This is a genomic window from Exiguobacterium sp. EA-TM-5, assembly GCF_053878415.1.
Map to the genome: position 1 here is coordinate 846,531 of NZ_CM132670.1, position 23,290 is coordinate 869,820.

Consider the following 23,290-nt stretch of genomic DNA (forward strand, 5'->3'; position numbering starts at 1 on the left):
CTTTTTTGTAGCATTCATTTTTCTCATTAATGAAGAGTAGAGGACAAATGGAAGAAACACTTAAACGATTCAAACGCTAGACATTTCACATTGTGAAGTGTATATTAGAAGTTGTTGTATTGAAACGAATTGTCAAATAAAAGGAAGTGATGCCACAATGCCATTGTGGAAAAGAAATTTAGTTGTCGTTTGGTTCGGTAGTTTTTTGACCGCTGCAGCCCTCAGTCTCGTTTTACCGTTTTTGCCCTTATTCATTGAAGAACTCGGTGTCGACAGCCGACAAGATATTACGACTTGGTCCGGTATCGCCTTTGGTGCAACGTTCCTCGTCGCTGCGATCGTCTCACCGATCTGGGGACGTCTCGCCGATCGAAAAGGTCGTAAGCTCATGTTACTTCGAGCAAGCCTTGGTATGTCGATCGTCATGTTTTTAATCAGTTTCGTCCAAGACGTTTATCAACTCGTATTCTTACGTCTTGTCATGGGAGCCGTATCCGGATTCATTTCAGCCGGTATTACACTCGTTGCTTCTCAAACCCCAAAAGAGAAAAGTGGCTGGGCGCTCGGCACCCTGTCGACCGGTGGGATTGCCGGTGGATTGCTAGGACCTCTCATTGGAGGATTCCTCGCCGACGTTGTTGGGCTTCGACCCGTTTTTCTCTTTACGAGCGTTCCGCTCTTCATTACCTTCCTCGTGACTTACTTCTTAGTCAAAGAAGAATTCGTCCCAATGGAAGTTAAAAAAATGGCGTCCGCGAAAGAAATCATCCAGTCGCTTCGTCATCCGGAGCTCATTTTAAGTCTGTTCTTGACGACGTTCTTGATTCAGTTCGCGGCACAATCGATTAGTCCGATTCTATCGTTGTACGTCCGGGAACTTAGTCCAGGAACAGAACGTCTTGCTTTACTATCCGGGATCGTTGCTTCGGCACCTGGGATTGCAGCGTTGATTGCGGCGCAACGACTCGGTCGTCTCTCAGATAAAATTGGAGCAGAGCGTGTCTTGTTCTTTGCCTTGCTCGTCTTTGCTGCCTTCTTGATTCCGCAAGCATTCGTTACGGATACGAGTCAATTGATCGTCTTACGGATGGGAATCGGTTTTGCGACAGCTGCCTTGATGCCGTCTGTTCAAACGTTGCTCCGGAAGAATACACCGGCCAATGCGTCGGGACGGATCTTCGGATACAATCAATCCGCGCAGTTCATGGGGAACTTCCTCGGACCACTTGCAGGTGGTCAAATTGCCGGGCACTTCGGCTTTGAAGCCTTATTCCTGTTCACGGGATTGATCGTCATCACGAATGCCGTACTCGAACGGACACAAACAGCCGTATTAAGTAAAAATAATGGGTAAGTCAAAACACGCCGACTCGAGCGAAAGAGTCGGCGTGTTTTTTGTATCAAGAGGGTGGATCAAGGACTTCTTCTAAGAAAGAGGGTTGTGAATGTTTCAACTGTTCTTGCACAAGAGTGGAGAGCGCACGGATGTTGAAGTCCGCAGCGTAATGGAAAAGACCGTTATCGAGCTCGGTAATGGATACAGGAACGAGAAGAATTTCCGGGTGTATCAAGGACGAGAGCGTAATGCTTAATTCGATTTTTTGATGAATCGGGAGACGAATCGAGGAGTAGAAGAACAACGTCTTATTCGTACACCGATTGATTAGGATATCAGAGGACCCGACTTGGATTGCCCGACCGTTCAATTTTGTGATCGTGACTTGGGCAAACAGCGATACGATCGCTTCAACAGGAGCAGCTGTACCGGTGTGTTGTGGATATAACATCCCTTTTGTCAGTAGTTTTTCAAAAGTACTCTCTGACACGGGCTTGCTAAACAAATAGCCTTGAATCAAGTCACACTGTAATTCGCGATAAAAATCGAGCTGCGGAATCGTTTCAATGCCTTCTGCAACGACAGTCAATTGAAATTCCTTTGCCATGAAGAGAATACTTTTGACGATGGAACGACTTTTTGAATCATGCTCGATCAGCTGTGCAAGAGAACGATCGATCTTCAGACAATTGATCGGATAGCGTTGGACGTGAGAAATCGAAGAGTAGGCGGTACCGAAGTCGTCTAACGAAATATGGACCCCTAGTGCAGAAATGCGCGCTAGAATCTCATGAATTTTATCGCTTTCGAGAAGAATGTCGGACTCAAGTAATTCAATCTCGAGGAGGTGTCCCGGTATTCGGTACTGCTGCAGGTACTCTTCAATGACTTGTGCGAAATCGCCATAAAAGAGGCGCTTTGGAGAGACATTGATGGAAATCGGAACGATGTTCGGATGGTGCCGCTCACGAAGCGCCTGGAGAAAGCGACATGTTTGATCGAGCACCCAGTCGCCAATATGAAGATACATCTCACTTTCTTCCGACAAGGACAGGAAGTCCTTTGGTGTCAAGCGTCCCCATTCAGGGTGATTCCAGCGGATCAAGGCTTCGGCTCCTTGAATATTCCCGTTCCAACCGTCAACTTTCGGCTGATATTCGAGGACGAGTTGCTCGTTTTGAATGGCGTACCGTAAATCACGTTCGAGTTCATAACGGCGATACATATCGATGTCGAGCGTCGACGAGTAAAACTGATAATTGCTCTTCGTTCGTGATTTCGCACGCCGAAGTGCTGTATACGTTTGTTTCAATAATTCATCAGCTGATTGTTTATCGTTGACGACGTACGTGATACCGATGTAGACGTTCGTGAACAACTCATAGGATAAGACATCAAAACGTTTTTCAGACAGCTTTAGTAGCTGATGGCTCAATTTCACGATGGCGGTCTCATCGATCGGTTTTTTGATGATGAATAGATACTTGTCACCAAACAGATGACCGACGAAATGATCTTGATCTGCAAAACGACGAACTGCAGCACTTGTCTGGCGAATCCATTCATCTCCGACATCGTGTCCGAAACGTTCATGAATGACATTGTATTGCTTAAACGTGACGGCAAGCAATGTAAACGATGTTCGTGTTTTCAATAAATTCGTGATTTCCTCGAGTAAAAAGGCGCGATTCGGTAACTGTGTTAAGGAATCATGCATGGAGAGATGCCAAATCGTATGTTGTTGCTCTTTTAAGATCGTAATATCAGACGAGACCCCGTAATGACCCGTGACCTCTCCATTGCGATCACGAATCGGAATACAGATTTCCTCGATCCAAAAGACATTGTCGAGGAGTTGGAGACGATAGACGTGACGGACGACCTTACCGTTACGAATTTCAGGATAGGAGAGTTCTAAATGGGGTAGGTCTTCTGGGTGAATCAGTGTTCGCCATAACTGAGGTTCCTTTTCGATGCGATTCAGGATGTGCTGATAAGGAGCTAAAAAACCGGCTGATTGAAACGTGACGGTTTGTGGATGATAGATATGTTCGTAAATAGACGTATCGAGTGAGCCGAAGACATCCTTTAAGGACTGAATGGCATGGTCCCGTTCGCGTTCAAGACTCGTCAGCTCCGTTGCATCGTGCAGGATGAAGTTAACACAACGAGGCGAAGAATCTTGTTGAAGCAAAGCATCACAACGAACGACTTTCGTATAGTGACGTCGTTTGCTCATCCGAAGTGACATCGAGAATTCGGTGATGTGCTCGTCACACAAGGCAGTACTCTGTTGTAAAAATTGATCACGATCTTCCGGATGAATTTCATCGAGCAATTCATATGCATCCATTTGTGCGACATGGCGCTGTGACCATTCGAGCAACTGGCTGAGTGCGGCATCTGCGGTCAATTGTTTCGTCGAAGGAATGTATTCAAGGAATGTGACACCTTCAAGCGTCGTCGTCAACTGTTCCTTTGCAAGTAGACGGTTATAAGCAGTACGTAATTCTTTTTGTTGGGAGACATCACGCGCAATTCCATACAGTCCGATGATGACGTGTTGATTATAGAGGGGGATGTTCGTGACATTGACGGTCAGAATTTGACCGTCTTTTCGTTGAAGATCCGTCGTGAAATGAATCGTTTCGCCTTCGTGAACACGATGCTTCAATGGGGCGATGCGTTCAGCTTCTGATCCTATAAGCAACTCGCTGAAATGCATACCACGGATCGCGTCGGTATGATAACCAAGCAAAAGAGGTAGCTTATTATTAAATGCGATGAAATTTCCTTTCAAATCCATCGTATAGACGGCATCTGGATGATTTTCAAGGAAGTGGGTCATGTCTGTCAACAGTGTGAAATCCAAAGAAGGAGTGGTCGATGGGTTCGTACGTCTTTTAAAGAAAGACATCGTTATCACCTCGTTTCAACTGGTCGATATGAACTACTTCTAATTATACCGAATTGGAATAATTATGAATATGAATTGAATTCAAAAGAAGGAGAATGATTTTTTGACAGTAATTGTAGTACTTTAGATGCAACTCAGAATTTTATTCCCTTTTTTTGAAAAAAACTCATAATCTGAAGCAAACGGACCGATATACTAAAAGATAGAATTGAACATGAAGTCAATGAGGAGATGAAACCATAGATGTTACGCGGAATGTATACGGCATCCGGTGCGATGCAGGCATTGCAACGCCAACAAGAGATGCTGAGTAATAACTTAGCGAATGCACGGACGCCCGGCTTCCGTGCCGATCAAGCATCCCTGCGTACGTTTCCGGAGATGATGATCCATCAAGCGGCGACGAATGAACGGACGGGAATTCGACCTGCTGGAAACGTCGGTACGCTCGCAACAGGTGTGTTCATGCAGGCAGCAACACCGAACTTCGCGCCCGGATCGATTACGGAGACGGGGAATGCGACGGATTTACAGATCAGTTCGGCGGAAGGTGTGCCAATGTTTACGATTTTCCATAATACGGGAGAAGGAACAGGAATCGAAGGAGAAACATTGTATACGACGAACGGACAGTTCGCAGTCGATCGGGATGGAATCTTACGGACGACCGACGGTGATCAAGTGCTCGATACAGAAGGTAACTTCATGAACGTCGGCAATGATGATTTCAAAGTCTCAGCAGACGGTGTCGTAACACGTGGGAACGGAGAGCAAGTCGGACGACTTGGACTTGTGACGACGAATAATACGGAACAGCTTGAACGGGTCGAGAACGGACTCTACCGGGCACCTGAAGCACTGGCACAAGGAAACGTCAAGGTCGATCAAGGAGTGCTTGAACTCGGGAACGTCGCAATCGAACAGACGATGGCAGAGATGAATGCAGGTCTTCGCCAATTCGAAGCGAATCAAAAAGTCATTCAAGCCTATGACCGTACTGCCGAAAAGGCAGTTTCTGAAATCGGTCGCGTCCGATAATGAAAGGGGAGCACCATGCAATCACTCTATACGTCAGCTAGTACGATGGCACAATTACAAAAGCAACTCGATACGACCGGGCATAACTTAGCGAACGTCGATACGAATGGATATAAACGTCGCGACGCCCAGTTCAAAGAGCTGTTGACACGTAACATCCAGAACCAACCGGCCTCTTTACAGACGGGTCCCTTATCGACACCAGCTGGCTTACGCATCGGTGTTGGTGGATATGTCGCCAATGAAGCGACGCGTTTTTCGATGGGAACGTTCAAACGGACGGACCGGGCACTTGATGCCGCTTTATCAGATCCGCATCATTTCTTTGGTATCATCGACCAGGATGGCGTGACGAAATTCACGCGGGATGGAAACTTTCAGCTATCTCCGCAAGCGGACGGTCGTATTCGATTGACGGATGATACAGGACGATCTGTCATCAACGGTCAAAACGAACCGATTCTTTTACCTGCGGATGCAACAGGTGTCGAGTTGAACAAGGACGGAAACGTCACGGGAATCGTGAATGGAGAGCGCCGTGTCCTCGCACGGATCGGTGTCGGGTATATCGACAATCCGAATCAGTTGACGGAAGATGGATCCGGCTTGTTTACGACGCCGGAACAATACCAAGCAGTCGGTGGGAATCCATTGACGGTCGGTACACTTGAGTCGTCGAACGTCGATATGGCGACGGAGATGACGAATCTGACGCAGATTCAACGGGCGTATCAATTCAACTCAAAAGCGCTAATGACGACCGATCAGATGATGGGAATCGTCACATCACTGAAATAACATGAAAAAGCAGATCGCCTCATCAGAGTGCAGATCTGCTTTTTACGTTTAGTCTTGTAGCGCTTGATAAATAGCAGCCATATCCGCGTCACCATGATCCGGCTTCGCTTTTGCATAACTAGCGTTTGCTGCTTGAGCGAGCGGCAAATCGAGCTGCTGACGTCGGGCTTCTGCCGTGATGAGACCGAGATCCTTCGCCATCAGACGGAGCGGAAAGGTAGACGGGAAATCGTTCTTCCGGTACATGTCCCGTTTCCCGGTGAAGAGTGGCGTATTCATACCGGAAGCACTGATCATCTGAATCAGCTTCTCTTTCTCAAGACCCGCACCTTCACCAAGAAGTAACGTCTCCGCGACTCCTTGACCGACGACAGCAAGCAATAGATTAATCGCAAGTTTCGCGACACTTCCTGTACCGTGTGCACCGAAGTGGATTGTTTCCTTGCCGAGTAAGTCGAGATATGGATGACAAGTTGCAAGGACTTCTGCGTCACCACCAGCAAGCAAGACGAGCTGTCCGTTTTCAGCGACCGGGACGGATCCCGAAACAGGAGACTCGAGATACGTACCGCCACTGTCTTCAACGAGACGAGCCATCTCCTTCGTTTCGTCTGGTGAGATTGTGCTCAAATTGACAATCGTCTTACCACTGAGGTCCTCTTTCACATTTTCGAGAACGGACGCAACAGCCGGTCCATCGGCTAACATGACGAATAGAATATCGCTCTGACGGACCGCATCTCGTGCCTCTTCAACCGCTGTTGCTCCTTTCTCTACTAAAGGAGCTGTTTTTTCATACGTCCGGTTGTAGACGATCAAATCATGACCGCCATCAAGTAGACGTTTTGCCATCGGTACACCCATATGTCCTAAACCAATCCATCCAAGTTGCATGTCGATTCCTCCTTAAAATAATGCGCTTTTGACTATACCCCACGCGATCCCGAATCTAACGACAAAAAAGACCGTCCACGTGATGTGAACGGTCGAATGATTAATCTTCATACATGAGAATCGTCGAAATGACAGCAATCGGGAAACGAATCGTAAAGGTCGATCCTACACCAACGACGGATTCAACATCAATCGTTCCATTGTGGTGCTTGACGATTTCCTTACAAATCGACAGACCCAGACCGGTACCGCCGATTTTTCGTGTCTCGGAGTTATCGACACGATAGAATTTATCGAACAATTTCGGAAGAGCCTCTTGCGGAATCCCGATACCTTCATCCTGAATTCGGATTTGAGCGAAACCGAGTTCGTTTGAAATTCGTATCAAGACCGTACCGCCACTCGGCGAATACTTGACGGCATTACTGAGCAGATTGTTCAGCAATTGCTTCATCTTTTCTGCATCCCCATCGATCATGATCGGACCTCGTGCATCAAAATCAATTTTGTGCGTTTCATGCGAGACATCATAGAACTCAATCAAGTCTTGTGCGAGCTCGACGACATCAAACGTCGACATCTCATAGCGATGCTCACTCGACTCCATCCGCTGAACGTCGAGGAAGTCATTGACGAGTGTCGTCAGGCGACCGGTCTCCGAGTGAATCGTCTGGAGATACTTCCGTTGCCGTTCTTCTTCAAACCGTTTATTGAGCATCAATTCCGTGAAACCATAAATGGAAGAGAGTGGTGTTCGTAACTCATGCGAGACGGTTGAGACGAACTCTTCCTTCATCCGCTCAGCTTCCGTTTCTTTCGTGACGTCACGCAGAACGAGCATTGTACCGACCCACATACCGTCGACTTCGATCTTCTCAGCATAAATCTGAATATAGGTACTATGTTTCCGAATCGAGACGATCAAACTATCCTTCGGCAAATTCAGTTCGACGATTTGTTCGATATAGCGTTCAAACGGTGCTGGTTCATCGATGATGTCAGCTAATGCCTGCATTGCTTGCTCAAAAGCGGAGCGCTCTTCGTCTTCGAACTGAGTCGGAACTTCCGGGAACAACGTCATTAACGGTTCGTTGACGAGCAATTCATCTGTCTCATGTTCGATATAGACGACAGCTTCGCGAATCGAGTTCAGCAGTTGCGTCGTTTTGTTCTTCTCGCGAATCATTTCCTCATAAATCCCCATCCGTAAGAGTGAGAGAGACAATTGATGCGAGAACGATAGGATGTCGTTCATCTGCTCCGTCGTGAAGGCATCGCGATAACGAACGAGATAGATACAGGCAATCATATGCTCTTTCGTCGGATCAAGAACAGGTACTGCGACCTCATACATATAGTACGGGTACGGGAGCGGACTCTCGTGTGCGACTTGTTTCGATGAATGGACGGGACGCTTTAAGAGGCGCGCCCGGTGCAAGAGCGATTGATCGTCAGAGACGAGACGGCTGACCATCTCTTCCGTCATCCCGTAATCGATCGTCGAGCGGACTTCTTGTTGATCAAGGAACAACAGGGCACCGATCTCAGAATGCGTAATCGAAACGAGTTTTTCGATGATTTCCGGATACGCCGTCAGCGTTTCGCGGGAAGCAAGCGTCTCTGTTAATTCATTCCGGTACTTCAAGTGTTGTTCACTCCGAAGCGTGATTTCGAGTGCTTCTTCAAGTTCTTCCTGCTGTGCTTGTAGTTCTTCTTGCTGAGCAACGAGTTCTTCCTGTTGCGCCTGAAGCTCTTCATTTTTCGCGAGCATATGGACCTTATTATCGGCAATCGAAGCAGCCATCTGATTGAATGATGTCGTCAACGTATGCAGTTCGTCCTTACGTTTTGGCAATGGAATCGCTTGGATATCTTCACCTGTTGCGAGCATCGCGCTGTCACGAGATAAGGCATTGACTTGTTTTGTAATGCGGCTGATGAATGGGCGTACAAGTGAGAAAAGGACGAGAATTAAAACAACGAGATTTGAGAGCCAAATGAACTGCGCAACGCGCATTTCGCCTAATAATTCGTTCTTTGCATCGACTTCTTTCCCTTGGATCAAGGTCAGATAATCACCAAGCAATGTATCGATTCGTGTCATATCGACATCTGCGTCTGACAGGCTGACTGATCCGCGTAACGTTCCGTTCGTCGTGAACAGATCTTTTCCGTTCGACAGAGCAGCAAGTGTGTTTGGATCAACGAAGTCTTCATTGATTTTTCCGTCTTTCTTTCCTTCAACGTATTCGTTGAGGAGGGGAAGTGACGTTCCGAAATAATCGTCATAGATTTGACGTGTCGCTGTTGCGTATTCTTTTCCTTGCTCATAGATGGCGTATTTCTCGAACCATGACGTGAGACGATTGATTTCCTGTTGATTCGTCTTGACGGCATCAAGAGTTTCTTGTGAGCCCGTCAATAAGTAAGATTTGACGTTACTTTGCGCGACGGTCCACTCATTAGCAAGGGCATTCGCATTCGTACGGCGTTCGCGCAAATCATCGAAAGTGGCATTCGCCTGATCGATCTTCTGTTCCGTATAGAAGTAAACGATCCCAGACGTGATGCTGAGAGCGACAAACACCATATAGAAGGCGAACATCAATTGGCGACCGATCGTATGGTTGATCCATTTCACTGGGATATCCTCCGTATTCTATTTTTACATGTATCAAAAAGATTGCTTAAGTCCGAGTATATTCATCTTACGCAGAAACAGACACATCATCAAATTTGAATCTGCAAAAATCACTAAAACAAATATATCATATATTTCTTAGTTGCATAACGAACTATATATTTTCTGAGAATAAGGATTAAGAAGCTTTATTTTAAGGAAAACAATAGGGGATATGGAACTTTATACTTTAAATAGGGAAGTGGTTAGATGCAAAAAATGTTCGAAAACAAATGGTACCGATTCGCGTGGTGGATCATGACGTTACTCATCATCGTCTGGATTGGCGATCATGTCACGTTCTTGTTCCGACCGGTCGCGATTTTGCTTCAGATGGTCGTCCCACCGCTTGCGATTGCGGGGATTCTTTATTATGTCCTGCTACCAATCGTTGAGTTGCTCGAGAAGAAGATGAAGCGACGACCTGCCGTCTTGATCGTCCTCGTCGGTCTAATCGGGATCTTGACGACGCTCGGCTTCATCTTTGGTCCGATGCTGTCGGAGCAAATCACACAGTTCGTCAACTCGATTCCGACGCTTGCGACACAGTTCCAGCGTCAATTGATCGATGTCCGGGAGCAACTCGAAAACAGTTCGGTTTTCTCACGCTTCTTGTCAGGACCGGATAACCTGTTCAATAAGTTTTCCGGTAACATTTCGGAATACGCTTCGACATTTTTAAAGAACATCGGTACGGGTGTCGGTGGCTTCGTCAGTGTCGTGACGACGACGGTCGTGACGATCGTCATCATCCCGATCATGTTGATCTATATGTTGCTTGACGGGGATAAGCTCAAAGGCAATCTCGTCAAGCTGATGCCGTACGAGTATCATAAGGAAACGAAAAAAATCCTTGGCGACGTCCACTTGACAATCATGAGCTACATCCGGGGGCAGGTCATCGTCAGTATCGGGGTCGGGATCATCGCTTATATCGGATATCTGATCATCGGGATTGATTATGCGTTGCTACTCGCCTTGTTTGCGACGTTGACGAACATCATTCCGTTCCTCGGCCCGGTGCTCGGTGTCATTCCAGCGTTGATCGTCGGCTTCATTCAAGATCCGATTCTTGCGATTTATGCGATCATCGTCATGACGGTCGCGCAACAAATTGACTCACACATCATGTCACCCCTCGTTCAAGGGAAAACGCTCGATGTCCACCCGTTGACGATCATCATTGTTTTACTCGTCGCAGGGAACATCGCTGGTTTCTTTGGTGTCTTGCTAGGGGTTCCATTCTACGCCGTCATGAAAGTCGTCATCTTGAATATCCGTCGTCTGTATCATCTCCGGTCACAGAAGAAGATGGTCATCACGGAAGAAGAGAAGACATTCGATACGATCATCACCGAGCGCGATTGAGTTTTGAAATTCACGTAAAAGTGCGTCATACTGAAGAAGTAGTTAAGAAAAAGGGGGCAGGAATCAGATGGATTCACGTCATACCGAAGAACAAGCCGACTTACTCGCATTGCAGAAATTTCAGCACAACTTCGAGAATAGCCTCAAGTCGAGCATCATTTATCTCTTGCGTGATGGTGCGTTGACGATCGGGGAACTCGAACAACGGATCGATCAGTCACACGGTCAAATCCTCGAACAGTTACAGGAGCTGATCGAAGATGGACTCGTCATCCAGCAGATGTCAGAAAAAGTGCACGGACTAGCCTATTATTTAACGGCACCAGCAGAAGACCTCGTCCGTCAGTTCAAGGAATCGATTCGCTGGAGCAAACAGCATATTCGTTATTGAGGAACGTCAAAAGCCAGAGTCGCAATTGGACTCTGGCTTTTGTGTGGACATTAGCGACGTACGGCACTGAAAGCTTCTTCTGATTCGATACCTGCTTTATTGACAGCTGTAATGATGAAGCGACCCGTCGCATCTTCCGGAAGCGGGAAAGCTTTCCGTTCGATGACGTCTGTTGAACCGAGTTTTTTCCGTTTCCCGTCTTTTTCTTGATAGACGTTATACGATGTCACGTCTTTATCCGTAGAAGCATACCAGTTAACGAATCCGCCACTGACACGGACGTTCGTGGCTGGTTTCGGTGGTGTCTTGACGGGATCAGAGGCTTTCTCATCGAGTTCTGTAAAGACGACGAGTCGGTTGTCGTACGTGCCGGCACTTTGATCAAACGTTCCGATACACGTGATCAAGTTGAGGTTGCGTTTTTCAGAAGCACCAAAGATTTTTTGGAGTGGTGCATCCAAGTGGTCGTATTGAACGAGCTTCTTAACGCGGAAGACGAGTGTCCGTCCGGAAGCGTCCTTGATCTTAATTTGATCGTTCTTCTTCAAGTTTCGGAGTTCATAGAAGACGGCAGGACCTGTTTTCGTATCGGTATGACCATCGATGACAGCATTGCCGACATCCCCTGGACGTGGACCGAACTTATACCAGCCGACTTGTTGTTCATTTTTAGGTGTCGCCATGGCACCATTTTTATCGAGACCGACTTGCTCGACCTTTGTCTTGACGTCAAGTGTCGGAATCGAGAGGGTCTTTGGTAATTCGACTTCATTCGTCGAAAGATCCTTGAACTCTTTTTTGAAGATATCAGATGGTTTTAACGGATCCTCTGCTGGAGCCTCCTTCTTGTTCTCGGAAGAAGTCACCGTCTTGGGTGACGCCGTTCCTTGGGTGATGTTAGATGCTGCTTGTTCGGGTGTGCTAAAGAGTAAGAACAAGAGCGTTCCGACGGAAGCAACCATCAAAACGATGCTTGTCGGCAATAACCATTTTCGCATGACGTGTAACTCCTTTCCGAGAGAAGGATCTCTCTATGTAAAAACAGGATAGCATGGCGCTATCCTGTTATGAGTATACCCAATTTCTTAGGCGTTTTGACGTTTGCGTGCGAGGACAAGACCAACTGCTCCGAGTGCGAGACCGAATACTGCGATTGCACCTGTTGTTGCAGCTGTGTTGTTGTCGCTCATACCACCGTTACCAGTGTTCGGCATTGAGCCTGGTGTACCATCCATGAATTTCTCAGGTGATTGTTTAACGATTGCTTCACCGAGGTTTTCACCTACGCCGTACATGTAAGCGTAAGACTCACGGAATGTGTCGGTAGAACCTTTGTAGTCGCCTTCAACATACTGCATGAACGTATCTTGGACGTAAGTCTCGTGACCTGATACGGCTTCTTGTGCTGCTTTTGTTGGAAGGTTTTCTTCTGTTGCTGCACCAAGGAATGCACCGAAATCGTTCGAGAACATTTTGAGCATGTCTTGTGCGTCACCCATCAATTTCTTGTCGTCATTGATTGCTGCTGTGACGAGGTTTGCTTGTGCTTCGATGTGGTTTTTCGTCCAAACTTGTTCGAACTGATCTGCACCAGCTTGACCGTAGATTGATTTGATCGCTGCTTTGAAGTCAGCAGTGTGCATATCTTCAGCCCAGTTTGCTGCATCGTAATCTTTCGCTTTATCGACACCAGCTGTCATGCTGAGGTTCGCAAGTGCAACGTGTTCAGCTGCAAGGCTGTTGAGTGTTGAACGAAGATCTGCTGCTTTAGAATCAGCTTTCGTGTTGTCGAATTTCTCAGGCATCTGTGTTGTGATGGCAACAGAGAGTGCTTTAGAGATATCGTACATGCGGCTGTAACCTTCACGGAACGTGTTGTATGATCCTTCATAGTCACCAGCTGCATATTGCTGGAATGTTTTGTAGACGTCTGCTTCGTGAGCACGGAGGACTTCTTCAGCTGCTGCTTTCGGGAGTTTACCTTCCGTTGCTGTATCGAGGAAGCTTGAGAGATCTTGTACGAACTCTTCTGTTTCTTTCTTCGAAGCGTTGATGCCGTCTTGGTCGTCCGCTTTAACTGCTTTGACGAGGTCTGTTGTGTATTTATTGTGATCAACGAAGATTTTCTCGAATTGTTTTGCGCCTTCGTCGCCGTAGACTGAAGCGATGGCTGGTGTCATATCGAGTGCATTTTGTTTAAGTGCTGCTTCGTAATATTCTGCGTCTTTTGAACCGTCATATTGTTTTTTCATGTCCATGACAGCGAGGACGAAGTGCTCTGAAAGTAACTGATCGAGTGTTGCACGAAGGTCAGCGGCTTTTGTTTTGACCGTGACGTTCTTCGGTGCTTCTTGTTTCATGTCATCTGCGCCACCAGAAGCGAATGCTGCTGTTCCTGGAAGTACGAGTGCTGCTGCCATTGCTGATGCTGCGAATTTTTTAGTGTGTTTCATGTTGAATCCATCCTCTCGATTTTAAGGTAGTGGAGCGCTTGCTTTGGTTTTTAATATGAAAAACGTTTGGAAGCGTTGATCTAAACTTGAATAGAGGGATGAAACCGGGCCCGTGTCATCCTGTGCTTGTAAGTGTTGCTTGTGAATCTGTAAGGCTTACGCGGGCGGTTGGCATTTGGATTTAAAAAAATGTGAGATTTACGGAAATAATGTGTTGCGAATTTTTTACTTCCTTATATAACAAAAGAAAACTTTTTTTAAATGTTTGACGATTGCTCGTGTTACACTAGCTAGGAGCCGGGAGAAAACAAAGTCATTCCTGATATTGTTACCTGGTACTAATGTGCTATACTACGCTTAGACTGAATCAATGAAAGGTGATCAAAATGGTACAAGACCAAGCAGGTACGGAACAGCCAACGCGTGAACGTTCAAAGCGACATCAACAAGGCAAGGACGCTGGAGCATCTGAAAAGAAAACACCACGTCTTCGTCAGTACACGACGCGACGTGTCCCGATTCTCGTCCGGTTGTTGATCGTTCTCGTTCTCGTCATCGTCGCACTGGTCGTCGGTGCAATGGTAGGGTATGCAACGTTTGGTGGTGGCGAGGCATTGGATGTGTTAAAGCTCGACACATGGACCCGCATCACCGATTTTTGGATGAAATCTTAATTTGTCAGTGATGGGAGCTGTTTAATATGTATACAATCGAACAAATCAAGGAAGTCATTCCGCATCGTTATCCCTTTTTGCTCGTCGATCGGATTTTAGAGGTCGAAGAAGGCAAACGTGCGGTCGGAGTGAAAAACGTGTCTGCGAACGAAGAATTCTTCAATGGACACTTTCCTGACTATAACGTCATGCCCGGCGTTCTCATCGTCGAGGCGCTCGCGCAAGTCGGTGCCTTCGCTGTCCTCAAGATGGAAGCGAACCAAGGAAAGCTTGCTTTCTTTGCTGGCATCGAGAACTGCCGCTTTAAACGTCAAGTCGTGCCGGGCGATCAATTGCGCCTTGAAGTCGAATTGACGAAGTTACGTGGACCTATTGGAAAAGGTCGTGCCACAGCGACGGTAGACGGGGAAGTCGCCTGCACTGCCGAATTGACATTCGCAATTAAGTGACGACCAGATGAAACGCTGGTTGCTCCCTCTCGCGATTTCCTTATTGATCATCCCTGGCTGCCAGCGTGCTGAAAAGGTCGAGACCGCTTCCCCATCGGTCATCGTCGATCCGATCAAACGGGCTGGTCAGACAGAGAACATCTCCGCCCAGATTTCCTTGACGAGTAAGGATCGGATGCGTTTAACGATCAAGACGACGAACGACATTCGTCTTGACGATCAACAAGTCGACATTCGTCTTGAAGTCTCGAATCAATCGATTCCGTTCCCATTCGTGTCGTTTTCCGCTAAAAAAATGGGTGAGATTCGCACGTACACCTCAGATACGACCGTTGAAGATGAAGTCTTCAACGAAAATCGCCTGCCTGTCCTCGTCATTGATGCCGGAGCAGGACGCGGGATTGAGATTCCGCTCGAAATTATCCGATGAACGACAAAGCGCCGACTCCTGTCACAGGAATCGGCGCTTTGTCGTTTATTTGACGAGCGAGACGGCGCGGTTCGCGTCGAGGCGACCATATCCGTATGAGGTGTCGTAGCCTTTTGTTCCGAGATCTCGGGAAGACGATTTTAAAAGCTTCTCCGTCGCGCTCGGTGACAAGCTCGGCTTCAAGCTCATCAAGAGACTTGCGACAGCAGCGACGTGAGGAGCCGCCATCGAGGTACCACTCGAATAAGCGAGTTCACCATCACCGATATAACTTGGGATCTCAACCCCCGGTGCGACGAGATCAAGTCCTTTTCCACGGTTCGAGAACGGGGCGCGAACATCTTTTCGGTCCGTTGCGCCAACAGAGAGAACGTGGGCGTAGCGCGCAGGATAGCTGATCGTCTTCGCACCGTCATTACCAGAAGCAGCGACGACGAGCACCTTTTTCTGATAGGCATATGCAATTGCATCCTCGATGGCGCGCGATTTTTCGTCCATTTCCAGACTGAGGTTGATGACGCGGGCGCCTTTTTTGACAGCATGGAGAATTCCGCGTGCGACGTCCGATGTAGAGCCTTGCCCATGTGCATCGAGCACACGAATCGGAATCAAGGAAGCGGATGGATTGATGCCTTGGATGCCGTACAGATTATCGGCATTCGCAGCGATGATGCCGGCGACGTGAGAACCATGACCATCCGGATCCGTGACCGATGTCTTTCCGCGAACGAAGTCGTATCCAAGATCGGTTCGGACGCGTCCTGCGAAATCGGCATAGGTCGAGTTGATGCCGGTATCGACGACGGCGACGAGTGTCGGATGTAACGTCTTTCCGGAGAGGCGTTTCATTGCACCCGCATACTGGATGTCAGCCCCGACTTTTCCTTTTCGTTGTCCTGTGTTTTGGAGCGACCATTGGTACGGACGATACATATCCTTTGCTGTCTGGACGGTCTGTGTATATTCGACGTAGTCAACGGCAGCGGATTGTTCCAAGTAACGTTTTGCCTGCTGCGCGGCTGCTTTCGTCTTGAACGTCCATTCTTCAAGCGACAGTGCCGAAAGTGAAGATCGTGATGCATTTAGGGACGTCGAGACTGATTGTTTCAGACTACCGTGTTTCATCTTGACGAGGAGACTCGCTTTCTTCGATGTCTTCGCACTTGGCTTCATCGGTAAGAGCGGTTGGAGTTTACGAAGATTGAAAGGAATCTGGTAGCGGGTACCGGGTTTTCCTTCAAAAACGACATACTGTGTACCGGACCAGCTGAGCGGGAAGATTAGCGCTTCGTCTTGCAATTGGCGATATCGGCTGTAAGTGGTCCCTTTACTGAAATTCGTCTTTGAGGTATAGACGGAACCTTTTGAGCGATCTAAATCGAATTCAAGATGCGTCGCTCGTTCGATATAAAGGGCGGACGGCAAGGTGAAGACAGCGCGTCCGGAAGCATCGTATGTACCGCGTAACGTCTGACTCGTCACCGGAAGTGGTGTCGTCGCAGCGGAAACGGCGGATGGGGTCAGGAGACTGACACCGAGGAGCAGTGGAAGGATACGTTTCATCAAAAATCACGACCTTTACGGAAAATGGTGGAAAGTTGAAAAAAAGAACAGTTCAAACAAAATTATCTGGTTTAATTTTACGCGGTTGTATAAAATTTAGATATGTTTTTCTTACTAGAAACGGAGCTGAATGAGACATCATGAAAAAAATCATCATCTTTTTGTTACTCCTGATGTGGAGTGGGACGGGCATTGCTCCGGTCCAAGCCGAATCGAAATGGGACGTAACAGCAAGCGGGACAGGACCGTATACGTTGACCTTCACGGGAGAAGGAGTCGTTGATGTGACGAGTGAGACACCACTGACGTTTTCAGACGGTTTGACGGGAAGTGGCATCGACATCACTGCACATCCGACCGTGACATTCACGGCAGAGACAGCACCACGGATCGTCGTCACGGAATCGACGACAGAACAATCGATTATCCTTGAGTTTCCGAAAGTTGACGCAGAGGAACCAGCAACGGACGATCCCGTGACACCGGAAGTGCCGGTCACGGAACCAGAAGTCAAACCAGACGTAAAGCCCGACACAAAACCGGTCACACCAAATCAATCAAAACCGACGACGCCAACGAAGGAGAAACCGGTCACGGAAGCAAAACCGGCTCCGGCGACGAACGCTAAAGCGACGAAGGGACAAATCTCGGGAACGGTTTGGTATGACGCGAACAATGACGGGATTCGCCAAGAGACGGAAGCACTTCTTGATGACGTCAGTGTCTTCTTGATCACGCCGCGCGGCGACGTCACGGATATGGCAATCACGGAGCAAGGGAACTACATATTCGAACAGGTGACACCGGGCACGTATCAAGTCAAGGTCGATGGCTATGACATCGGTTTGTATACATTCACGAAGCCGCATCAGGATTCTGACGTCAACACGTTCGGGACGACGAACGTAACGATTCAAGCTGGAGATGTTCGCGTCATCGATGCTGGTATGACGGAAGGTGACGAGATGATGGAACCGTCGCACTTCTTGACGCTGACGAACTTCGTTGATGCGAACGGTGATCAACAGCCACAGGAAAAAGAAGAGACCGTCCCGATGACGTACACGTTACTCGATACAGTCACGGGTGAAACAGCATGGACGTTTGAAGACGAAGGTGATGATCAGGTTCTATCGGGAGACAGCCTCCCGGTCGGCACATACATCTTAAAAGTCAAAGCGCCTGCTGGTTATACGGTCAAAGCGATGCATCACCTTGATTACATCGCCTTTGAAGAGGACATGAGTGAGGCAAAGGATGCTCAGGCGCATCTCTTGAAGCATTTAAAACGTCAATCGGTTGACGCCGTCCTTGATCTAACACGCGATGGTGGCGGAACAATGGTTGCCGTCGAACTCGCTCCACCTGTGAAACCGGTAGAAACACCGACAAAAGTCGTCAGTCCAGTAAAATCGACAGCACCGGTCGCAGCAAAAGCGGACACTGCTACATCGACTCCAACCGTTATAGCAGAACGTCTACCGCAAGCGGGGGAAGACAAGCCGTTTCCGTTCGCGATCGTCGGTAGTATGAGTGCCGTCGCCGGATTATGGTTGCTCGTTCGAAAACGATAAGGATTAGAATACAACAGAATGTCTCCCGAGCGGAGGCGTTCTTTTTTATAGAATGATGTGTGTTAATTGACACACACGCACACATATGCGCATAATAGTAGTATCAAATTATAGGAAAGAGGGATTCGATGTTGACGACGAAACAAATCAGTGAATTGTTACGGGTATCAGAAGAGACGGTTCGGCGCTGGATTCGGACAGGGGAATTGCACGCGGAGCAGGACGGCAAAGGCTACCGTGTCGATGAATTGGCGTTGAAACGGTTAGTCGATGAGAAATCACAGATTCCAGGAACCGCATTGAACAAGATCCTCCCGATCATCCAAGACATGTTCGGACCGGAAGCAGCCCAGTTTGCGAAGTCGAACGTCTTTGATCCGCTTCAAGCGACGATGCAATCGAGTGAGACGACGGCGACACCGGAAGCCTCGAAAGCTTCGATGGAAGCAGAACTCGCTCGCCTAAAACGGAAGAAACGTCGCCTTGAGCTTGAACACGAATTGAAGTTGCTCGATATCGAGGAACAAATCGCTTCGATGGAACGCAAACAACAATCCTAAAACAAAGCGCACGTAGGGACATTTCCCTCGTGCGCTTTCGTATGTCACAGGAAAAGACGCCTTCACTGATCCGAAGGCGTCTTTTTGACTGAACGTTGCTTACGTTTCCAGTACCAATAGCCGAGCCCGAGTGCGATCGGGATCGCCGCCAAGTACGGATTGGCTTCGATATATCCAATGATCTCAAATAACGCGAACCATCCACTGATTAAACCGAGGACGAGTAAAATCGACCGCAGGACTTCTGGAAGCTTACGGATCCGATACGCGAAGAGACAAATGAGGCTAAAAATGATGATCGCCACATGCATTCCTCCATTCCGTACTCAGTATAGCGTATTCGGAAAGCTTTTTCGATGCACAAATCGGCTGGACTCCCGTATAGTGAAGACAGAGAAAAATGGACAAGGACGTGATGGAGATGCAAGCAACAGTGATTGGGACAGGATATGTCGGACTCGTCACCGCGATCGGACTCGCAGAAAACGGACATGAGGTGACGTGTGTCGACTTGAATGCAGAACGGATGGAACGGTTAGCGCAAGGAATCGCACCAATCACCGAAGAAGGGATTGAAGACGCACTTCGTCTCAATCAAGAACGGTTGACGTTTACGACGGACTATCCGGCGTCCGATTTATATTTGATCGCCGTTGGGACACCGGAACGGGCAGACGGTAGCTGTGATCTATCGGCTGTCGAAGCAGTCGCCCGTTTGATCGAAGAAACACGTCCCGGAGCCAGCGTCATCGTCAAGTCGACGGTGCCGCCGGGAACGACGGCACGTCTGCAGGCGGAGCACCCGACGTTACGCTTCGCGATGGTGCCGGAGTTTCTGCGTGAAGGAACGGCACTGGCGGATAATCGTCAACCGAGCCGTCTGATCATTGGGACGACGGATGCTGCTTTCGCAGCAACGATCGAACAGCTGTTTCAGACGACAGCCCCGGTCGTCGTCGTCGATCCGACGACTGCCGAATTAACGAAGTATGCGGCGAACAGTTTCCTCGCTGTCAAAATTAGTTTCATTAATGAGATCGCTCGACTCGCAGACGCAGTCGGAGCTGACGTGACGGAAGTCGCCCACGGGATCGGACTTGATCCCCGGATTGGTTCTGCGTTCTTGCGAGCCGGTGCCGGCTACGGCGGATCTTGCTTCCCGAAAGACATCGCCGCATTGACGACGCTTGCGCGGACACACGATACGACGCTGCATGTCATCGAAGCAGCCGACCGGACGAACGAAGCCCAGCTCGATTACGTCCTCGCGAAGGTTCGTCCGGAGCGGGGAATGCGTGTCGCTCTGCTTGGTCTTGCCTTTAAGCCGGGCACGGACGACTTACGGGATGCGCCAGCCTTACGCCTTGCGGAACGTCTCGAGCAACTCGGTGTCGTCGTCGTCGGCTATGACCCAGCAGCGCGGACGCTACTCGATCAGAAGCCGACGCTTGAAGACGCATTACGCGGAGCAGACGTCGCCGTCATCATGACGGAGTGGCCGGAGATGAAGACGATGGCGCCGGAACTATTGACGCGTGTCATGCAGACGCCGCGTTTGATTGACGGACGGAACTGTTGGCAGTATGTCGATGCCCCAGCAGGCGTCGCGTATGAAGCAATCGGACGTCCGGGAAAAGAATTTTCGAACAAACGTTAAGGACGACCTGTCATTAGGGATGAGACCAGTCATGGTGTCATCCCTATTTTGGTAGACGAAAGGACGAGGCGACATGCAGATCGATTACTTCGCGGTTCAACCGAGCGGTCCGAAGGGAGCGCTCGAGGCACACGTGTTATATCCCGGATGGAATCAACGACAGAACGAAGAGTGGGAACGCGCCGTCCATTACGGGGCAGGACTAATCCGGATTCGTCAGCGGGGGACGGAACTCCGAATTCCGATCGAGTTCGGATTCGGCTATGTTCTGCAGTACATACGTCAGTTCATGGAAGCAGAACGCAAAGGCGGCAGCATCCGCCAAAAGATGCAAGCACAACTCGACTGGATCGCGGAAGGACTGCCGGTTCGTTTTAAGCGCGAGAAGGAGACAATCGTCGTTACAGCAGAACGGAGCCATGCCTTTGCGGAGCGTCCGTTTCTCGAAGCGCTGGAAAAGTCGATGTATGTTTTGCCGTGAGTACTATATGAAAGGATCTACAAGAGGGTAGCCAACTCGTCGGAGAAGAACGCTGTGCTCGGGCAATCAATAATAGGTCGACTTTAAAAAGAAAGCCCGCGCGGCTTTCTTTTTTTGTCATATCGCTGATTTTCAAGAATCGATTTCCGTTCTCCCGAAAAGCACAGAACTACTCCAGCAGGTGGTTTCGTATACTGATGAAGGCATGACCTAAAAACGAGGAGTGAAAGCGATGAACGGAATACGTATGATCGGACGAGCTAGTGTGTTGAGTCTACTATTGATCATCTGGTCAGGTGGTGCGGTCGAAGCCGATGGACCACTCGTATGGGATCAACCGGTATCCGGTGTACTAAAACCTAATGAGGTGGAGAAGTATGAACTCACCGTGACGCGCCCGAGTAAGTTGACCTTCGACGTCAGTGGATTCGGTGAAAATACACGCGTGACCTTACAGGATGAACGTGGCAAACAAGTTCTCTATCAGAGTTTAAATAGTGATGGCGTCAGACAAGCACAAGCTGTCCTGTCTGAATACGTTGAACCGGGCAACTACCGTCTCATCGTATCGGAATACATCTTGAGTAAACGACCGGCAGCCTATACGCTTCGTGCGACAGCAGAGAGCATCACGACGGATGACCAGGAACCGAATAACGGTACGCTAGAAGCGCAAGTCCTACCGTTTCAAAAAGCGGTCCGTGGAATGCTGTCTGCGCAAGATGAAAAAGACATCTATCAACTGAATGTCCCGAAAAGCGGCAAGCTGTCACTAGCGATCGATACATACCTGCGTGGCAACGCAACAATCAGTCTGACGGACAGTTTAAATGAGAACGTCTTCTCGAGCTATCTCGTCAGTGAAGAGAAGTCACCTGGAAAATTCCGTCGAGCGGTTTATGTAGAAGCGGGAACCTACTTCCTAACCTTGTTACGGACGAGCACACAAACCGGTCGTTATCAGGTCCAGGCAGCGATGCAACCGGTAACGACGAATGAACAGGAACCGAATGACGGAGTGCTTGAGGCAACACGTCTATCGTTTGCACAAGACTACAGTGGTCTGCTGACTTGGCAGGATCATCACGATTATTATCGCGTGACGTTGCCGAAAAAGAGTCGGGTGACGTTCGACGTCACAACGATGATTGATCCGTCCATGACGATTGAATGGACGGACCCGATGAACAAGTCACTCTATTATCGGAGTCTGAGCGGAAATGAGAAAACGCCAGGTAGATGGAAAGACAGTCTTGAGCTTCCGAAAGGCACTTACTACTTCCGGATTGGGAGTACGTACTACAGTGGATACTATCACTTCCGGTTGACAGCGAGTCACCTCTTTCCAGTCTTACAGATCAACTCGGTGAAAGTCGGAGCGCGACAGGTTAGCGGAACGACGGAGAGAAACGCAACCGTACGATTAACGATCGACAAGCGTACGTATACTCAAAAAGCGAATCAAACGGGTCGCTATACATTTTCAATCCCTAAAGCAAAGCGTGGTACAACGATCACCGTCTCTTCTGAGAACCGATACGGGAAAACAACGAAGCAGGTATACGTGAAGTAATAAACTATGCTTGTCATCTATAGAAGAAACGCATTCCTTATTGTTTGAGGAATGCGTTTTCATGATTTCGACACAATTTGTGGGTAGGGGCAATCAGGGGAAAAGCGATGAAAGGATCAAAAAACATCTAAAAAAAATTTTTTTGATCTCTTTTGGATCGAAAATCGGAGCGTGACTTTCGAATCATTTCCTCGTTTTTTAAAATCGGACTAAAAGCAGAGAAGTTAGTCTAGCTTTTTTGATAAAAAAATCATTCGACACCCAGTCGTTAAACCGTGTCACTTTTTGTCGAAAAAAAGGTGTTTTTTAACAGTAGGGTAACCGGAAAATCATTTTCCATAAGACACCATGTAAAAAATTTTTAATAAGACCATTAGATTGCATTTTAGTTACAAATTTAGGGTTGTTGAAATGAAACACTTTCGGTATATTTATTCTTGTAGGTCGAGACAAC

The 23,290-nt window shown here is 48.3% G+C and carries 20 protein-coding genes; 13 read left to right on the forward strand and 7 right to left on the reverse strand.

The genetic code is table 11. The annotated features are described in order from the left end of the window. The first annotated feature begins 157 nt into the window (after window positions 1-157). Window positions 158-1,354 carry a multidrug efflux MFS transporter gene (locus ACV3PA_RS04545; RefSeq protein ID WP_053454397.1) on the forward strand — a complete coding sequence of 399 codons (1,197 nt, stop codon included), beginning with the start codon at window positions 158-160 and terminating at the stop codon, window positions 1,352-1,354. Window positions 1,355-1,400: 46 nt separating this feature from the next. Here the strand turns inward: ACV3PA_RS04545 and ACV3PA_RS04550 are convergent, their stop codons facing one another. Continuing rightward, window positions 1,401-4,253: a sensor domain-containing protein gene (locus tag ACV3PA_RS04550; RefSeq protein WP_456125710.1), complete on the reverse strand. Its 2,853-nt coding sequence runs from the start codon at window positions 4,251-4,253 to the stop codon at window positions 1,401-1,403. A 243-nt stretch (window positions 4,254-4,496) separates the two neighbouring features. Between ACV3PA_RS04550 and ACV3PA_RS04555 the strand changes: the two genes are divergently transcribed. Further along, on the forward strand, window positions 4,497-5,291 hold the full coding sequence (locus ACV3PA_RS04555) for a flagellar hook-basal body protein (RefSeq protein WP_456125711.1): 795 nt from the start codon (window positions 4,497-4,499) through the stop codon (window positions 5,289-5,291). Window positions 5,292-5,306: 15 nt separating this feature from the next. Continuing rightward, on the forward strand, window positions 5,307-6,089 hold the full coding sequence (locus ACV3PA_RS04560; protein ID WP_053454394.1) for a flagellar hook-basal body protein: 783 nt from the start codon (window positions 5,307-5,309) through the stop codon (window positions 6,087-6,089). A gap of 48 nt (window positions 6,090-6,137) precedes the next feature. Here the strand turns inward: ACV3PA_RS04560 and ACV3PA_RS04565 are convergent, their stop codons facing one another. After that, window positions 6,138-6,983: an NAD(P)-dependent oxidoreductase gene (locus ACV3PA_RS04565; protein WP_456125712.1), complete on the reverse strand. Its 846-nt coding sequence runs from the start codon at window positions 6,981-6,983 to the stop codon at window positions 6,138-6,140. Between the two features lie 100 nt (window positions 6,984-7,083). Next, window positions 7,084-9,624, reverse strand: a complete 2,541-nt coding sequence (locus ACV3PA_RS04570) for a HAMP domain-containing sensor histidine kinase (RefSeq protein WP_456125713.1) — start codon at window positions 9,622-9,624, stop codon at window positions 7,084-7,086. A 249-nt stretch (window positions 9,625-9,873) separates the two neighbouring features. Here ACV3PA_RS04570 and ACV3PA_RS04575 point away from each other — a divergent pair, with 249 nt between their 5' ends. Then, window positions 9,874-11,031: an AI-2E family transporter gene (locus ACV3PA_RS04575; protein WP_053454391.1), complete on the forward strand. Its 1,158-nt coding sequence runs from the start codon at window positions 9,874-9,876 to the stop codon at window positions 11,029-11,031. A gap of 67 nt (window positions 11,032-11,098) precedes the next feature. Continuing rightward, the gene (locus ACV3PA_RS04580) at window positions 11,099-11,422 is read left to right on the forward strand and encodes a winged helix-turn-helix transcriptional regulator (protein WP_029342725.1); all 324 of its coding nucleotides are present in this window, start codon (window positions 11,099-11,101) and stop codon (window positions 11,420-11,422) included. A 50-nt stretch (window positions 11,423-11,472) separates the two neighbouring features. Here ACV3PA_RS04580 and ACV3PA_RS04585 read toward each other — a convergent pair whose 3' ends face one another. Then, on the reverse strand, window positions 11,473-12,420 hold the full coding sequence (locus ACV3PA_RS04585; RefSeq protein WP_053454390.1) for a class F sortase: 948 nt from the start codon (window positions 12,418-12,420) through the stop codon (window positions 11,473-11,475). 87 nt (window positions 12,421-12,507) lie between these two features. Next, window positions 12,508-13,875, reverse strand: a complete 1,368-nt coding sequence (locus ACV3PA_RS04590) for a hypothetical protein (protein WP_053454389.1) — start codon at window positions 13,873-13,875, stop codon at window positions 12,508-12,510. 386 nt (window positions 13,876-14,261) lie between these two features. On the opposite strand from ACV3PA_RS04590, the gene ACV3PA_RS04595 reads away from it, so the two are divergent. Genes ACV3PA_RS04595 through ACV3PA_RS04605 form a run of 3 tightly spaced genes read left to right on the forward strand, consistent with a single transcriptional unit; the run spans window position 14,262 to window position 15,428 of the window. Continuing rightward, window positions 14,262-14,549 carry a DNA-directed RNA polymerase subunit beta gene (locus ACV3PA_RS04595; protein WP_053454388.1) on the forward strand — a complete coding sequence of 96 codons (288 nt, stop codon included), beginning with the start codon at window positions 14,262-14,264 and terminating at the stop codon, window positions 14,547-14,549. A 26-nt stretch (window positions 14,550-14,575) separates the two neighbouring features. After that, window positions 14,576-14,998, forward strand: coding sequence for a 3-hydroxyacyl-ACP dehydratase FabZ (gene fabZ / locus ACV3PA_RS04600; protein WP_023469477.1), 423 nt, complete (start codon window positions 14,576-14,578; stop codon window positions 14,996-14,998). Window positions 14,999-15,005: 7 nt separating this feature from the next. Further along, on the forward strand, window positions 15,006-15,428 hold the full coding sequence (locus tag ACV3PA_RS04605; RefSeq protein ID WP_053454386.1) for a hypothetical protein: 423 nt from the start codon (window positions 15,006-15,008) through the stop codon (window positions 15,426-15,428). Between the two features lie 45 nt (window positions 15,429-15,473). On the opposite strand, the gene ACV3PA_RS04610 is transcribed toward ACV3PA_RS04605, so the two are convergent. Beyond that, the gene (locus ACV3PA_RS04610) at window positions 15,474-16,991 is read right to left on the reverse strand and encodes a S8 family peptidase (protein ID WP_456125714.1); all 1,518 of its coding nucleotides are present in this window, start codon (window positions 16,989-16,991) and stop codon (window positions 15,474-15,476) included. Between the two features lie 140 nt (window positions 16,992-17,131). Between ACV3PA_RS04610 and ACV3PA_RS04615 the strand changes: the two genes are divergently transcribed. After that, window positions 17,132-18,565 (forward strand): SdrD B-like domain-containing protein, encoded by a 1,434-nt coding sequence (locus ACV3PA_RS04615; protein WP_456125715.1) that lies wholly within the window; start codon window positions 17,132-17,134, stop codon window positions 18,563-18,565. A 110-nt stretch (window positions 18,566-18,675) separates the two neighbouring features. Then, window positions 18,676-19,125 (forward strand): helix-turn-helix domain-containing protein, encoded by a 450-nt coding sequence (locus ACV3PA_RS04620; RefSeq protein WP_394679823.1) that lies wholly within the window; start codon window positions 18,676-18,678, stop codon window positions 19,123-19,125. 62 nt (window positions 19,126-19,187) lie between these two features. Here ACV3PA_RS04620 and ACV3PA_RS04625 read toward each other — a convergent pair whose 3' ends face one another. Beyond that, window positions 19,188-19,436, reverse strand: coding sequence for a hypothetical protein (locus ACV3PA_RS04625; RefSeq protein ID WP_041255214.1), 249 nt, complete (start codon window positions 19,434-19,436; stop codon window positions 19,188-19,190). A gap of 110 nt (window positions 19,437-19,546) precedes the next feature. Here ACV3PA_RS04625 and ACV3PA_RS04630 point away from each other — a divergent pair, with 110 nt between their 5' ends. From ACV3PA_RS04630 to ACV3PA_RS04640, 3 genes are all read left to right on the forward strand, one after another. Beyond that, on the forward strand, window positions 19,547-20,782 hold the full coding sequence (locus ACV3PA_RS04630) for a UDP-glucose dehydrogenase family protein (protein ID WP_456125716.1): 1,236 nt from the start codon (window positions 19,547-19,549) through the stop codon (window positions 20,780-20,782). Between the two features lie 73 nt (window positions 20,783-20,855). Continuing rightward, the gene (locus ACV3PA_RS04635; protein WP_255997326.1) at window positions 20,856-21,263 is read left to right on the forward strand and encodes a hypothetical protein; all 408 of its coding nucleotides are present in this window, start codon (window positions 20,856-20,858) and stop codon (window positions 21,261-21,263) included. 232 nt (window positions 21,264-21,495) lie between these two features. Next, entirely contained in the window at window positions 21,496-22,836 is a 1,341-nt protein-coding gene (locus ACV3PA_RS04640; RefSeq protein ID WP_456125717.1) for an Ig-like domain-containing protein, read from the forward strand. Window positions 22,837-23,290 lie beyond the last annotated feature (454 nt).